Annotated in this window: 17 protein-coding genes; 6 read left to right on the top strand and 11 right to left on the bottom strand. The window is 38.9% G+C overall.

The window, feature by feature from the left end; translation table 11 throughout:
- Positions 1-39 precede the first annotated feature (39 nt).
- The 4 genes from HMPREF2961_RS09970 to HMPREF2961_RS09955 all read right to left on the bottom strand — a co-directional run bounded on the left by HMPREF2961_RS09970 (position 40) and on the right by HMPREF2961_RS09955 (position 3198).
- Positions 40-669, bottom strand: a complete 630-nt coding sequence (locus tag HMPREF2961_RS09970) for a hypothetical protein (RefSeq protein ID WP_002291071.1) — start codon at positions 667-669, stop codon at positions 40-42.
- A 313-nt stretch (positions 670-982) separates the two neighbouring features.
- A complete protein-coding gene (gene rsmA, locus HMPREF2961_RS09965) occupies positions 983-1867 on the bottom strand; it encodes a 16S rRNA (adenine(1518)-N(6)/adenine(1519)-N(6))-dimethyltransferase RsmA (protein ID WP_002315761.1) in 885 nt (294 codons plus the stop codon).
- The gene (rnmV, locus tag HMPREF2961_RS09960) at positions 1860-2429 is read right to left on the bottom strand and encodes a ribonuclease M5 (protein WP_002315760.1); all 570 of its coding nucleotides are present in this window, start codon (positions 2427-2429) and stop codon (positions 1860-1862) included. The genes rsmA and rnmV overlap by 8 nt, the downstream gene beginning before the upstream one ends.
- Positions 2422-3198 (bottom strand): TatD family hydrolase, encoded by a 777-nt coding sequence (locus tag HMPREF2961_RS09955; RefSeq protein ID WP_002315759.1) that lies wholly within the window; start codon positions 3196-3198, stop codon positions 2422-2424. Before HMPREF2961_RS09955 ends, rnmV begins: the two co-directional genes overlap by 8 nt.
- Between HMPREF2961_RS09955 and HMPREF2961_RS15430 the strand changes: the two genes are divergently transcribed.
- On the top strand, positions 3197-3346 hold the full coding sequence (locus HMPREF2961_RS15430) for a hypothetical protein (protein WP_002293589.1): 150 nt from the start codon (positions 3197-3199) through the stop codon (positions 3344-3346). The two genes, HMPREF2961_RS09955 and HMPREF2961_RS15430, sit on opposite strands and share 2 nt — an antisense overlap.
- A gap of 6 nt (positions 3347-3352) precedes the next feature.
- On the opposite strand, the gene HMPREF2961_RS09950 is transcribed toward HMPREF2961_RS15430, so the two are convergent.
- Entirely contained in the window at positions 3353-4675 is a 1323-nt protein-coding gene (locus tag HMPREF2961_RS09950; RefSeq protein WP_025477323.1) for an APC family permease, read from the bottom strand.
- Positions 4676-4849: 174 nt separating this feature from the next.
- On the opposite strand from HMPREF2961_RS09950, the gene HMPREF2961_RS09945 reads away from it, so the two are divergent.
- Together HMPREF2961_RS09945 and HMPREF2961_RS09940 are read left to right on the top strand one after the other, a co-directional pair.
- Entirely contained in the window at positions 4850-5437 is a 588-nt protein-coding gene (locus HMPREF2961_RS09945) for a hypothetical protein (RefSeq protein WP_002315757.1), read from the top strand.
- Between the two features lie 150 nt (positions 5438-5587).
- Positions 5588-5860, top strand: a complete 273-nt coding sequence (locus HMPREF2961_RS09940; protein WP_024635823.1) for a hypothetical protein — start codon at positions 5588-5590, stop codon at positions 5858-5860.
- A gap of 54 nt (positions 5861-5914) precedes the next feature.
- On the opposite strand, the gene metG is transcribed toward HMPREF2961_RS09940, so the two are convergent.
- The gene (gene metG / locus HMPREF2961_RS09935) at positions 5915-7924 is read right to left on the bottom strand and encodes a methionine--tRNA ligase (protein WP_002315756.1); all 2010 of its coding nucleotides are present in this window, start codon (positions 7922-7924) and stop codon (positions 5915-5917) included.
- Positions 7925-8192: 268 nt separating this feature from the next.
- Between metG and HMPREF2961_RS09930 the strand changes: the two genes are divergently transcribed.
- Together HMPREF2961_RS09930 and HMPREF2961_RS09925 are read left to right on the top strand one after the other, a co-directional pair.
- Positions 8193-8471 carry a hypothetical protein gene (locus tag HMPREF2961_RS09930; RefSeq protein WP_002293582.1) on the top strand — a complete coding sequence of 93 codons (279 nt, stop codon included), beginning with the start codon at positions 8193-8195 and terminating at the stop codon, positions 8469-8471.
- Positions 8472-8568: 97 nt separating this feature from the next.
- On the top strand, positions 8569-9390 hold the full coding sequence (locus tag HMPREF2961_RS09925; protein WP_002293580.1) for an NUDIX domain-containing protein: 822 nt from the start codon (positions 8569-8571) through the stop codon (positions 9388-9390).
- Between the two features lie 282 nt (positions 9391-9672).
- Here the strand turns inward: HMPREF2961_RS09925 and HMPREF2961_RS09920 are convergent, their stop codons facing one another.
- The 5 genes from HMPREF2961_RS09920 to opp3b are packed head-to-tail and all read right to left on the bottom strand — an operon-like array spanning position 9673 to position 14699.
- Positions 9673-10683 carry an RNA-guided endonuclease TnpB family protein gene (locus HMPREF2961_RS09920; RefSeq protein WP_002293578.1) on the bottom strand — a complete coding sequence of 337 codons (1011 nt, stop codon included), beginning with the start codon at positions 10681-10683 and terminating at the stop codon, positions 9673-9675.
- An 11-nt stretch (positions 10684-10694) separates the two neighbouring features.
- On the bottom strand, positions 10695-11648 hold the full coding sequence (locus tag HMPREF2961_RS09915; protein ID WP_002315753.1) for an ABC transporter ATP-binding protein: 954 nt from the start codon (positions 11646-11648) through the stop codon (positions 10695-10697).
- Positions 11638-12708: an ABC transporter ATP-binding protein gene (locus tag HMPREF2961_RS09910; protein WP_002315752.1), complete on the bottom strand. Its 1071-nt coding sequence runs from the start codon at positions 12706-12708 to the stop codon at positions 11638-11640. The genes HMPREF2961_RS09915 and HMPREF2961_RS09910 overlap by 11 nt, the downstream gene beginning before the upstream one ends.
- A gap of 5 nt (positions 12709-12713) precedes the next feature.
- Entirely contained in the window at positions 12714-13757 is a 1044-nt protein-coding gene (locus HMPREF2961_RS09905) for an ABC transporter permease (RefSeq protein ID WP_002293574.1), read from the bottom strand.
- Entirely contained in the window at positions 13758-14699 is a 942-nt protein-coding gene (gene opp3b, locus HMPREF2961_RS09900) for an oligopeptide ABC transporter permease (protein WP_002293573.1), read from the bottom strand.
- An 83-nt stretch (positions 14700-14782) separates the two neighbouring features.
- Between opp3b and HMPREF2961_RS09895 the strand changes: the two genes are divergently transcribed.
- Positions 14783-15130 (top strand): DUF3899 domain-containing protein, encoded by a 348-nt coding sequence (locus HMPREF2961_RS09895; RefSeq protein WP_002293571.1) that lies wholly within the window; start codon positions 14783-14785, stop codon positions 15128-15130.
- Positions 15131-15164: the final 34 nt, after the last annotated feature.

Here is a 15164-nt window from a genome sequence, read left to right as displayed (position 1 = left end):
TTATCCGTTAGCAGATGAGAGTTTTTCTTTGATAGATCATTAGTATGTCGTTTTCTTCGCGTACCCTTGAATCGATTCTTTCCGATTTCCTTTTTTTGCTGCCGTAAATACCGGGATATCAAAGTATTTGCTGAGTGTTCCTGCTATAAAATAAGCAATATTATAATCAACCAAACTGTGGATGAGTCCACCAATTCCCATCAAGATGAACACTGTATAAAAATATCCTTGAGAGTAATACGTGTCAGGCATATTACCGATGAAGTAAAAGATGCTGACTACTAGCATTTCTACTAAAGAATGAATCACACCTATCACAAAATTGAACCCTTGGAAACGCCAATTAGTAAAAGTAAACTGTCCATTCTTTAAAACGATACTAGGATGCTTTTGCAAGTACCATGCCCCGATCAATGCAAATACAAGATGTGACAATGCGCGCAATGCAATGATAACTGGCGTTGTCAAAAAGAAACCGAATGTCGTACCTAGTGCAACAGCCACTGCAACTCCTGGTGTAAAAAACATCGCAATAAATAATGGCACATGAGACGCTAATGTAAAAGAAGCAGGTGGGATCATGATTTTAGGCATAACCATTGGGATAATGACCCCCATCCCAATCAATAAAGCAGAAATCGTTAGTTTTCGAACTGAATTTTTTCTCATTTTTTCCCTCTCCTAATATGTCTTGACACATAAATGTCGACTTAGTATAACTCACTTATCAATAACTGTCAAGACACATATTCTTTTCTAAATCCATACAAAATGAGTGTGAGTATCCAGTATAAGAATTTTTTGATCAAGAGACAAAAATAGGAGATGTGACAAAATTTGTGTCACATCTCCTTGTTCATAATGGGAATCAAAAGCTTGCCTTTGCGGAAATAAGACCAACCAAATCAAAAATAGGAGAAGCTGTTTTTTGAAATTGCTCCTTGTGCCTCAGAGTTAAACGGCAGGCTCACAACCTCTTTTTTTACTGCTTATTTTCTGACATCGCATTGCTTAATGCGGCAAATTCTTGTAATGACAACGTCTCTCCACGACGTTTTGGATCGATTCCAGCCGTTTCCAAGCTTTTTGCTAACCATGCTTTTGTCTGATCATCTTTGCCATACGAATGCTGCAAATTATTCCAAAGCGTTTTTCTTCTTTGCTGAAATGCAGCTTTTGTCAATCGGAAAAATGCTTTTTCGTCCGTCACTTCTACTGCCGGTGTATCTCTTCTTGTCAGTTTCAAAATCGCTGAATCTACATTTGGCTGAGGGACAAATACTGTTTTTGGTACGATGAAGGCTAAACTGGCTTCCATATAATATTGAACAGCAATCGATAATGAACCGTAAGCTTTCGTTCCTGGTTCAGCAGAGATTCGATCAGCTACTTCTTTTTGCATCATGACGACTAATTCATCTACGACCAAATCCGATTCAAGAAAATGCATCATGATGGGCGTCGTAATATAATAAGGTAAATTCGCCACGACTTTTAACGGAAGCTCTTCTTGAAATGTTTCTCTTACGGCTGTTGATAAATCCGTCTTCAGAATATCTTGATGTATGATGGTCACATTGTCATAGGGTTGCATCGTATCAGCCAATACAGGGATCAAACGATCATCAATCTCAAATGCTACGACTTGCTTTGCATGCATCGCTAATTGTTCTGTCAATGCGCCGATTCCTGGCCCAACTTCGATCACGTTCGTTCGTTCATCTATTTGCGCAGTTTCTACGATTTTTCTTAAAATATTGGGTTCAGTGAGAAAATTTTGTCCTAAACTTTTTTTAAATGAAAAACCATGTTTCAATAAAATCTCTTTTGTTCTAGAGGGTGTCGCGATTTCACGATATTCACTCATGTTGTTCCTCCACTATTTTCATTGCTTGTGCGAGCTCTTTCGGCGTGATACGAAACATCTTCAAACGTTTTTCCAATTGTTTGCCGTTCGTATAACCGATACGCAACTCATCACCTAGTTTTTCTCGTTTTTCTTTTGCTTGTGCTCCAGCTATTAAACCATAGTCTAAAAGGTCTTGTCTAGTGATTTCAGAAACAGCCGTTTGGGAAATGTCTGGCGTCACAACTTTTTTCAATGCTTCTAAAATAGCAGCATCACTTGCATGTTCAACACCAAGACTTCCCTTTTTCTTTGGTTTAGCTTGTGTACGCGGCAAAAAAGCATGTTTTGCCTGAGGAACAGCTTCCATAATGATTTTTCTTATTTTTTCTCCTGAAAAATCAGGATCGGTAAAAACGATCACCCCTCGTGTCTCTTGGGCATGTTCAATTTGCATCAGGATATCTTCATTGATAGCAGAACCGATCGTTTCTATCGTATCTGCATCAACTACTTCCCGTAGCCTTCTTGTATCGTCTTTTCCTTCAACGACTATAATCTCTTGGATCCTCATCTTATCCATGTTCGCTTAGACCAAATAATCGGTGCGCATTTGACCATGTTTGGGCAGCCACTTCTTCTGTTGGCAGATTCCGAAGTTCAGCAATCTTTTCTACTGTATAACGAGTATAGCCTGGTTCATTTCGCTTTCCTCTAAAAGGAACTGGTGCCAAATAAGGGGCATCTGTTTCCACAAGTAATCGTTCGATTGGTACATTTGTTGCAGCCTCTTGGACGTCTAATGCTTTTTTGAAAGTGACGACACCGCTAAATGAAATATGCATCCCTAAATCAAGAAATCGTTTTGCCCATTCATAATCACCGCTGAAACTATGCATGATTCCACCGATATCTCGAACATCTTCTTCTTTTAGGATTTGATACGTGTCTTCAAGTGCTTCTCTAGTATGGATACTGATTGGAAGGTTCATTTCTTTTGCGATAGCAATCTGTCTGCGAAATACTTTATCTTGGACTTCTTTCGGGTCTTCCATCCAATGATAATCCAAGCCAATTTCCCCTAATGCTACAACCTTTGGTAAAGTCAATTGTTCTTGTAATTTATTTTCGATTTCTTTCGTATAACTGCCAGCCTCTGTCGGATGCCAACCGATAATACTGTATATATTTGGATAGTCATGGCTTAATTGCAAAGACTTTTCAATCGTTGGCGTATCGAAGCCCACGACCGCCATTTTCGTTACCCCCATTTCTTGTGCTCGCTGAATCGTTTCTGGAATATCTTCATTGAACTGTTCCGCATTTAAATGGGTATGAGAATCAAATATCATGTTTATCGCTCCTTTTCATTCTTACTTTAGCACATTAGCACTGCTTGCAGAAGTAGCAAAAATCAAAATAGAAGAACTTGTTTTGTTGAAACAGAAAAAGCACGAAGATCCAGAGGACTTAGTTCGTACTTTTTCTATCTGTTGTTGAAATATTTTACTCTTCTGAGCGTTTTTTCTTTTTTTGATAATAGACTGGGATACCAATCAAGGTAACACCTATACCGATCAATGCTAATTTCGTTTGCGTCATCATCGTCATACCTAAAATGAAAATAGCACCGAGAATCGCAATAATCGGAACGATTGGATAAAGCGGTACTTTATATGGGCGTGGCAATTTCGGCGCTTTTTTTCTTAAAATAAAGACACCGATAAAAATCAGTAAACTGAATAGCCACATCACAAAAATCAACATGTCGGTTAAAAAGTCGAAAGAACCAAGGCTCATCATAATACAAGCTACTGCTAACTGGAAAATCGCAGGAACATAAGGTACCGTAAATTTCTTTGAAAGCTTTGTCAGCTGTTTGCTGAAAGGTAGCTCGTCTTCCAAAGCCATCGCATAAGGCACACGAATCCCAGTTAAGGTATACCCATTCAATGCCCCGTATACCGAAATCAAAATCCCAATAGTGACCAGTTTTCCGCCGATTTCTCCAAAAATGACGTCTGATGCTTCAGAAGCTGCGTTCAAATTACCGGCAAGATGATCAATCGGCAGAGTTTTCAAGAAAACAAAATTGATCAATAAATAAACGACAGTGACAAAACTCAGCCCAAGTATAATCGCTTTAGGCAAATCTTTTTCCGGCCGTTTCATTTCACCAGCCATTGCGCCGACGCCTAACCAGCCGTCATAAGCAAACAATGTTGCTAGCAACGCACTGCTCAAGCCTTCGACAAAAGTAACCTCTTTTCCAGCTTCGATTGGAAATAGCTGGACAGTTCCTTGTCCTGGTGTCAATAATCCCCATACGACAATCACGGCAATTGGTATCAATTTAACAATCAGCGTCACTGATTGTACAGACGCACCGACTTTTGTTCCTAATAAATTCAATCCTGTCACAGAAACAGCGGTAATCACTGCAATCAACAAAAGGTAGTCGGTAGATAATTGTAATAAGTTCGTCAATTGTGTCGCAAAGATAATCGATAATGCAGCAATATTAGCAGGGAAATAAATCAAGCTTTGCGCCCATCCTAATAAAAAGCTAGGCAGCTTTCCATAAGCTGCTTCAATATATTTGACAGCTCCACCAGTTTCTGGGATCGCTGTAGCTAATTCAGCCACTGTCAATCCAGCACAGATCGTTAAGAAACCACCCAAAAGCCAAGCTAGTAATGTCAAACTTGTAGACTGTGTGCTTGCAGTAACAGCAGCGGTTTTAAAGAAGACCCCTGCGCCGATCACGGTTCCCATAACGGTAGCTAATGCGCCAAACAGATTGATTTCTCGTTTTAGTTTGCCTTTCATTCCCATCCTCTTTCTTCTTTGAAATTTGGTATAATTTTCAGTATAACTGAGAATATTTTAATTTACCATTCTTTTTTCTCAACTTTCAATGAAAAACTCCCTCTTAAGACGGATGTATTTCCTCTTTATTTTGCGTATACTAAACCTACCTTTTCCACGAAGGAGGAACAGTTTATGGATTTTAAGCGTTCTTATCCGAAATTAGCAGATTATTTATCCAACCGAATCGATTTTTCTCGTAAAGAACAGCAGCAGTCCCGTTGGCATTGGTTCACGTTGATTTTATTTGGATTATTGACCATTGCGACGTTATCACAAAAATTGATATTGCTGACTGTGTTCATCGCAATCGTTGCATTGATCAAAGGTCCCGTGATGATTTTGTGGGGGATGTTGTATTCCTTTCTAGTGGGGCTATTCCCACCTATCGGTATTTTGCTTTCAGCGATTTTCTTTTTATTGAACATCGGAACATTTACAAAGAACTGGCGGATGACCTTAGTAGGGATCTATTTTTATTTTTATCCCTTCGGAGTGATGGCACTTCGTGAAGTCATGCATTGGAATAATCATTGGTTTTCAGCTGGTGCCTTGCTTTTAGGATTGATCTTGCTTCATGTGATGTTGACGAAACTGTATCAGCGTTATGGTATTGGAAGAACGATTTTCTGGTATGTCTTTTCGATTCCATTTGCACTGCTTACTGCGCTCTTACCAAGCCGTTTGAAGACAAAAATAAAAGGTTACCATAAAATCAAATAATCGGATTTTTACAAAATAAAGAAAACAATCATCGAGGTCAAAATCGATGATTGTTTTCTTTATTTTAAATACTATTAGTAGATGTCAACAAATTATTGCTTTCAAAATCCTTGGATGTAAGAGACAATAAAATAAAAAGGAGTACCCCAGATGAACCAATTAAAAACCGCCCGTCCACTTATCATTATGTTGCTTCTTTCTGTCTTTACGATTCCTATTAGCCTTTTTCTTAATTGGCAGACAGAGGAAAGGATCACAAATATTTTATTCAACTATTCGCAGCCACTTTTTCTTTTGTTTTTAGGAAGCTGCAGATTCCATCGGTGGGTAAAGCTCGTCCTTCTTTTTCTAGGATACATTTTATATGGTTATATGTGTCTTTATTATATGATTGGCTTCCATAATCACCATTGGGGCAATTGACAGGAATTAAAAAAACTCGCAAGCAACATTGTCTTGCGAGTTTTTCTTATGATTTTATGCGATCTCTGAGCCATTCGGCATGGATTTTGGTGCTTCAATCACTTGTAAAGAGCCATCTGGTGCTTCTGCGGAAAGGATCATTCCTTGACTGATTTGTCCACGCATCTTTCGTGGTTTCAGATTTGCGACGATCACTACTTTTTTCCCAATCAGTTCGCTTGGATCAGGATAGAATTCAGCGATTCCTGACAAAATTTGACGATCTTGGCTGTCTCCAGCATCTAGTCGGAATTGCAACAACTTATCTGCCCCTTCTACTTTTTGGCAGTTGATGACTTCTGCTACTTTTAGTTCAACTTTTTCAAATACATCAAATTTGATTTGTTTTTCTTTCGTTGAAACAAGTTCTGTTTCTTCTGGATCCCATTTGACTGTATCTTCGTTTGTTTGAGTACCTTCAGACATTTTTTCTTGGATAAAAGCAACTTCTTCTTCCATATCCAAACGTGGGAAGATTGGTGTACCTTTTGCAACTACTTTTGTTCCTGAAGGGAATTCGCCAAAGTGCAATCCTTCAAGATTCATCGTTTCAGGGTCCAACCCTAGTTGATTGAAGATCTTCTCTGGCGTTTCTGTCATGATCGGTTGAAGTAAAATTGCGGCGATACGCAAGGATTCAGCTAAATGGATCATGACACTATTCAATTCAGCGTTCTTTTCTTCATCTTTTGCTAATACCCATGGTTCTGTTTCGTCAATGTATTTGTTTGCACGAGAAATCAGCACCCAGATTTCAGCTAACGCTGTATTGAATTCCATTTTTTCCATTGCATCATGGTAACGTCCGACAACGTTAGCAGCCGTCGTAGACAGTTCACTGTCAAATGGAGTGACAAGTGAGGCATAATCAGGAACGAGACCATCACAATATTTGTTGATCATAGCGATCGTACGATTCAATAAGTTCCCTAGATCATTTGCCAGATCATAATTGACACGAGAAACAAAATCTTCTGGCGTAAAGACGCCATCTGACCCAAATGGCACAGCACGAAGCAAATAATAACGGAGTGCATCTAAACCATAACGTTCCACAAGCATTTCAGGATAAACGACATTTCCTTTTGATTTAGACATTTTTCCATCTTTCATCAATAACCAGCCATGACCAAATACTTTTTTAGGCAGAGGCAAATCAAGAGCCATCAGCATGATTGGCCAATAGATCGTATGGAAGCGAACGATTTCTTTACCGACCATCTGAACATCTGCAGGCCAGTATTTTTCGAATAGACTTTCATCCTCGGACCCGTAGCCTAGTGCAGTGATGTAATTGGACAATGCATCGATCCATACATACACCACATGTTTCGGATCACTCTTGACTGGTACCCCCCAAGTAAAGGTTGTTCTTGAAACTGCAAGATCTTCTAATCCTGGTTTGATAAAGTTGTTGATCATTTCATTTTTACGAGATTCTGGTTGGATGAATTCAGGATGTTCTTCATAGTATTCCAACAGACGATCTGCGTATTTGCTCATGCGGAAGAAGTAAGATTCTTCTTTTACCAATTCTACTTCGTGTCCGCTTGGCGCTTTACCGCCGATCACATTGCCTTCATCATCTTTGTACACTTCTGCAAGTTGTGTTTCCGTAAAGAATTCTTCGTCAGAAACAGAGTACCAGCCTTCATATTCACCTAAGTAAATGTCTCCCTGTTCTAATAAACGATCAAATATTTTTTGAACAGCTGCTTTATGGTAATCATCTGTCGTACGAATGAATTTGTCATAACTGATATCAAGCGTTTTCCATAATTTTTTGACATCAGCCGCCATTTTATCTACGTATTCTTGCGGTTTTACACCTAATTCTTCTGCTTTTGTTTCGATTTTTTGACCATGTTCATCCACTCCAGTGAGATAAAACACATCAAAGCCCATCAACCGTTTATAACGAGCAATTGCGTCACATGCAATCGTAGTATATGAGTTGCCGATATGAAGTTTGCCGCTTGGATAATAGATTGGCGTAGTGATATAAAAAGTTTCCTTTTCTGCCACGGGGCTCTTCCTCCTTTATCGCATGATGCGAATTCGTTTCCTTGCTAGTATACCATAAAAAAAGCAAGCTGTTAGCTTTTTTTCAAAATGAAAAAGTCTGGATAAATGACTTCTTCTCTATGATGAATCCCTCCTTCAAAAGGAAGGACAGAGGGAATAAATGCTATTTTTCATCTTGTTTCATGTTTAGTTGGAGACGGCTTTTTATTTCTCTTCTGACTCGTGGTATAATAAAGACTATCTATTTTAGTAAGGGACTGGAACGATCATGCAGAAGAAACATCTTTTTTTTACACTTAGTATTGCTTTTCTTTCATTAGCACATTTGATATTCAGCTATTTTTATATTCGTATGTATGGTTATTTTAACCTTCATGGGCATTTGAACAGTTTCATGACAGTCGCATGGCTTTTACGTTTTGTCATTGACGCATATATCGTTATTTGCGGCTTCTTTGCCGTTCGTGAAGAGCGGTATAAAGTATTACCGTTTTATCTGCTTTTCTTTTTATTCAATCTAGTACTTCCATTTATTTTTCATATTTAAGGGAGAACCAAGGATTTTCCAAGTAAATCCTTGGTTTTTTTTCAGAGTCTGCTACAATAAGGTAAAAAGTACTTTTAATGTCAACGGAGGTGGTCTGATGAACCGATTTGCTTCTAAAGAAGAAGAAAAATTATATTATGAACATGAAGCAAGTGAAGAAGATTTTCTTAACTGGTATCAAAAACAGGAACGTCCAGAATATGACAAGCCCTCTTTGACTGTCGATATCGTACTGATGTGCTATAACAAAGAAGAAGATCAGCTGAAAGTATTGCTGATCCAACGAAAAGGGCATCCTTATCGAAATTCATGGGCATTACCTGGTGGTTTTGTCCAAAAGGATGAGTCAACTGGAGAAAGTGTCTTAAGAGAAACAAAAGAAGAAACTGGTGTAGTTATCTCTAAAGAAAACATTGAACAACTGCATACATTCAGTACGCCTAATCGAGATCCGCGAGGTTGGGTCGTCACAGTCAGCTACTTAGCTTTTATTGGAGAAGAACCGCTGATCGCCGGAGATGATGCTAAAGAAGTACGCTGGTTCACATTGGAACGTCACGGCAACAAAATCAATTTATCGAGCGGAGAAGTGGCTATCTCACTTGACTTAGTCACTGGAGAGTCTTCTGGCAAAGATACTTTAGCTTTTGACCATAGTCAAATCATTTTGAAAGCATTCAACCGTGTAGTCAATAAAATGGAACACGAACCGCAAGTTTTGCAAGTTTTAGGTAAAGATTTCACGATTACAGAAGCTCGAAAAGTATTTGCAAAGTTCTTAGGAATCGATTATAAAACGATCGATCATTCCAATTTTAAGAAAGCTATGCTCCAATATTTCGACGAGATTGGCGAACGTCCTGTAGGAATCGGTCGCCCTTCAAAAATCTATCAGCTCAAGCCGGGGCATCATGAGTAAGGATTGTGAAGAAAGGGCTCCGTTCTAAACACTCAAGAAAAATGGAAAGCCGCTCTTTGTGTTTTGCGTTTTTTGCTCTATACTTTGGCGTGTCAGTAAAATTCTTCGAATAAAAAAATAACAATAGCAGAAAAAACTCGTACGAATTTTTTCTGCTATTGTTTTATTGGTTTGTCATAATTAGTGAGCTTTTCTTCAAAAGAAAATTCCTAGAAACAAAAGTCAATCAGACTTTTTATTAACAAGGCGAACCCTAACGCTCCTGTCAGTTTCATTCATTTTTTATTCCTTGATGACCGAATGCCTGCCTAGTTGTTCTAACACTTGGCTCTTTCTTACAGAATTGCTTTCTTCTGCTCCGTCGGTATTGATCAAAAGAAATTTTTTATTATACCATTGGGACTTATAACGCAATTTTGTTATTAATTTATGCCAGTCATGAATAGAAAAATCAGCATGTGCCTCTTCTTTTGGAAAAGATTCTACAAATAAGTAGTCATATTGTTTGACCAATTTCCCAGATAATTGTTCAAGATAATCTTCTCGTTGGTTCTTTTGTTTCAGATAAAGATCCATTACTTTTCTCTTTTGTTTCTGATAATTGCTTGCCTTATCTAACCTGGTCTTTCTATGGTGAGCGGAGCGGACTTTTACGCTTAATTTCCGCTGTGCATGCTGAAGTTTTTCTTCTGTCTGGTCAAATTTTGGCAAAGTTACTTCTATGGGCTGCGATGTTTCGATCAATGTTTTTGGATGATAGGCAATCCCAATCCATTTAGCTGAAGATTCTTTTTTTATTGATGAAACATCACAAAGTAGTGCGACATAGAACTCTTCATTATATCGAGCAGAAATCGTAGCGGAACGAATCGTGCCTTCGACTGGACGGTGCTGGTTTATCTTGATCAGTTCTTTTTGTTTTGGTAATTTTAAATGACCGTTTTTCAGATAGACCGTATGGGTTTGATTATTCGTCGTATAAGATTGCCACATACTTTTTTTCGTTTTAAGCTTTGGAAAGCTGGCACGTCCCTTGAAATAATTGCGAAAAGCTCGGTCCAAATTAAGCTGTGCATTTGCTAAAGCAAGACTGTCTACCTCTTTTAAGAATGGGTATTCTTTTTTTAACGTAGCAGGCGTGAGGGAAAAATCGGCCACTCCTGTTTGTTGCCAACTTTTCTGCCGTTCTTTCAGCAAATGGTTATAGGTAAATCGAACACAGCCAAAAGTACGGATCAATTGCTGTTTTTGTTCTTCTGTCGGATACATACGGAATTTAAAAGCTTTTAGCATCTATGTCCCTCCTAGTTAGCAACCAGAAGAGATTCCTTTTGTCGTTTTAATTTTTTTGCATAATATGGGACTTCCTGCTCAGTTGCATAGACAAAATGTTCTGGTGCGATTTCACGAAGCTGACGTACTTGTCCGTCATCTGGTTCGGGTTGATATTTGATTCTTCTGCGCTTTCTCTCATGATCTGGATCTGGCAAAGGAATAGCAGATAACAAACTTTCTGTATAAGGATGGACACCATGATTATATATTTCATCACTTTTTCCCATTTCTAATAACAAACCGTTATGCATTACACCGATTCGGTCGCTGATATGTTTAACCATTGATAAATCATGCGCAATAAATAGATAGGTCAATTGATGTTCTCGTTGGAGATCTTGCAATAAATTAACAACTTGGGCTTGGATGGAAACATCTAATGCAGAAATCGGTTCATCGCAAATGATAAATCGCGGTTTTACTGCTAATGCTCGTGCAATACCAATACGCTGGCGTTGTCCTCCTGAAAATTCATGGGGATAACGAGTGCCATGGCTCGGATTCAATCCAACGGTTCTTAATAGATCATCGACTTTTTTGGCACGTTCCTTTGGTGACTTAGCTAACCCATTGACATCAATTCCTTCCGCAATGATATCTCTGACTTTCATCCGAGGATTCAACGAAGCGTATGGATCTTGAAAGATCATCTGAACATCATGTCGGAATTTCGTCAATCCTTTTTTGTCTTTGATCTTCGTTACATCTTGACCGTCGAATAATATCTCACCGTCAGTAGGTTCATTCAAACGAATGATCGTACGGCCAGTAGTGGATTTTCCGCTTCCAGATTCTCCTACTAAACCAAATGTTTCTCCTTCATAGATGTGAAAGCTGATGTCATTTACAGCATGTACTTCATTCTTTTTTCCTACATTGAAATACTGTTTCAGTCCTTTAACTTCAAGTAGTTTATTTGGCATCAGCAATTCCTCCTTGACCATAAGTATGTTTTTGTTTCTCTTTAAAAATAGCCCAGCGACGTTGGATTTCTTCTGGCGGCGTCACTTTAGGCGCTTGTGGAGCAAGTAGCCAAGTTGCTGCCTTGTGCGTTTTTGATAGTTCAAAAAATGGCGGTTCTTGTTCTGCATCGATTTTCATCGCGAATTCATTTCTTGGGTAGAATGCGTCTCCTTTTGGCGGGTTCAATAAATCCGGTGGAGAACCAGGAATGGCATACAATCGGTCGTTCGCACTGTCTAATGTCGGCATTGACCCAAGCAGTCCCCAAGTATAGGGATGTTGCGGGTTGTAGAAAATCTCTTCGGATGTTCCAACTTCAACGATTCTTCCCCCATACATAACAGCTACACGGTCAGCAACGTTTGCTACTACACCAAGGTCATGAGTGATAAAAATGATTGATGTATCGATTTTTGTCTGAATTTCTTTCAGCAGTTCCAAAATTTGTGCTTGGATAGTCACATCAAGTGCTGTTGTGGGTTCATCAGCAATCAGGATTTCCGGATAACATACCAGTGCGATCGCAATCACGATCCGTTGGCGTTGACCTCCTGAAAACTGATGGGGATAACTATTGATACGTTTCTCAGCTTCAGGTATACCAACTAATTTAAGCAGTTCTAATGCAGCTTTTTGTCCCTCTTTTTTCGAAACTTTATTATGCTTTCTAAGAGACTCAGCAACTTGTTTCCCAATAGGCATCGTCGGATCTAAAGAGGTCATTGGATCTTGGAAAATCATTGCTATTTCTTTTCCGCGGATTTTTTGCATCTCTCTTTCTGTCTTTTCAACGATGTCTTTACCTTTAAAGAGGATTTGCCCAGCATCTATATTGGCATTGCTCGACAGCAAGCGCATGATGCTTCTGGTCGTCACTGATTTTCCGCTTCCAGATTCCCCAACGATCGCCAATGTTTCTCCTTTATTCAAATGAAAATTGACACCGCGAATCGCTCGTACCTTTCCAGCATACGTATCAAAAGAGATTTCTAAGTCTTTCACTTCTAAAATTTTCGTCATCGTCCTCACTCTTTCATTTTAGGATCAAAGGCATCACGCAATCCATCAGCAAGTAAGTTAAAGCCAATCATGATAACCGATAAAGTTACTGCCGGAATCCATAATAGATAAGGCAGATACAGGAATGTCTTGTACCCTTCGCTCAACATCGTTCCTAATGAAGCTGACGGAGGCGTAAGACCTAAACCGATAAAACTTAAAAAGGCTTCGAAGAAAATAGCAGATGGGATGCTAAACATCATTTGAATAATAATGACACTGGAGATATTCGGCAAAATATGTTTGAATGCAATTTTCATTCTTGATTCACCTAATGTCAATCCAGCTAGAACATATTCTTGATCTTTTAATTTCATTGTTTGTGCACGAACGATACGTGCCATTGGTATCCAGTTTGTGATGGCCATAGCAGCCACGATGGAAAAAATTCCTGGTTCAAAAACGACCAACATCAAGATCATGACAACGAGGTTTGGAATTCCTGACAAGATTTCCAAAAAACGTTGCATCGCATTATCGACACGTCCGCCTAACAAACCAGATATTAACCCGTAAGCTACACCAATCGTTACATCTAGTAATGCAGCAATAAATGCGATCAGCAACGAGATTCTCGTTCCCATAAATAAACGGCTTAATACATCACGGCCCAAACCGTCTGTTCCTAAAAAGAAACTTACGTTTGAAGGAACGTTTGCTTGAGCATATTTATCCACCAGTTCACCGCCGACCATTGCTTTTCCATTCAATCCATCGATATTGATTCCCGGAATACGAGGAGGCAGATTGATATAAGCCACATTTTGGGCAGTTGGATCATGTGGAGAAACAAAGATCGTGACCACAGAGATCAAAATGATGACCAACAGTAAAAACATTGAAATAACGGCAGCTTTGTTTTTCTTTAAACGGCGCCATGAATCTTGGATAAAATTCAAAGAAGGCGCAGTAATCTGCTCACGTTCTTCTTCGGTATTTTTTTGTAATGGAAGAAACTCATCCGCAGGAATATCTGCGACTGTTTCATAACGCTTTGGTGTCATTTCCATTTATCCTCGGCTCCCTTCTGAAACACGAATTCTTGGATCAACTAGACCGTACAACAAATCAACGATCAAAATAACAAAAATCAACATAAATGAGTAAAGGATCGTTACAGCCATGATCGTAGGATAATCATTTGTTGTGATCGACTTAACGAATTGTTCCCCGATACCAGGAATAGCAAAGATATTTTCTACCACCAGTGATCCGGTCATCAATGCGACAGCCAAGGGTCCTAATAAAGTCATCAATGGGATCAAACTATTTCGAAGACCATGTTTAAAGGCGATTTCCCAACGGCTCAACCCTTTTGCTTTTGCTAATTCCACGTAATCACTATGCAGTACTTCCACCATTTCCGTCCGGATAAATCGAGCAGAATCAGCAAGCGGCGACATGGCCAATGCAATTGTCGGCAAGATCGTGTACACAAAGCCATCCCATTTTGCGATTGGTAAAACTTGTAATTTGATTGCAAAGATATATTGTAGTAAAACAGCAAATACAAAGTTTGGAATGGAACGACCTAATATCGCTACAAGTGTAGAAGATGTATCTGCCCATGTATTTTGCTTCATGGCAGAAATCGTTCCTAAAATCGTTCCTAGGACTGTTCCAAAGATAATTGCCTGTAACCCTAATTGCAAAGATGGTCCGATTCTTCCAGCTAACAAATGTGCGACTGGCTGGTTTTTAAATTGGAAGGAAATTCCAAAATCGCCTTGAAGCAAATTAGAAAGATAAATCCCATATTGTACGATAACTGGTTTATCCAAACCGACTTGTTTATTTAGCATCTCGATTGTTTCAGGACTCAAACGTTCCTGATTCGTATATGGCGTGCCCGGCAGCAATTGCATCAAGAAAAAGGTGATTGTTGCAATTAACCAAAGCGTGATGATCATGAAAAAGACACGTTTTAATACATATTTGATATAACTATTCACTAATGTTTCCCCCTAGCTTTTGACTTCTGACAGATGTTTCGCTACATTATTAGATAATGAACCAAAAATAAAGGAGCAATCAAATGAAAAAAAAATCTATCCCTTACGCAGTAGCTTTTCTACTGATTCTGGTTATTTTAATAAAAAACGTCATCAACCATTCCTTTACACTCATTCAATTATCTAATGATCTATTCTTATGGTCATTGCCGTTTCTGATTATCGGCGGTTTTTTATGGGTCTTTTCTTCGGGTTTCTTCGATCATTTTCAGCGATCAGTCCATCTTGCACGAACAAGGAACCGAAAGAAAAAACCAGAATTTTCCTCGCTCTCGTCTGCCAGCTACGGTATGTACAGCTTTTGGCTGATCATTGCCGGAATACTAATTGCTCTTTCTGCTATTTTCATGCTTTTTTCTTTGTTAGGATAAGTAAATATGAGAACGAGGTTGCGACATTTGCCGC

It is taken from the genome of Enterococcus sp. HMSC076E04 (assembly GCF_001814285.1).
Taxonomy (GTDB): Bacteria; Bacillota; Bacilli; order Lactobacillales; family Enterococcaceae; genus Enterococcus_B; species Enterococcus_B lactis.
This window is presented reverse-complemented; position numbering and strand designations above follow the sequence as displayed.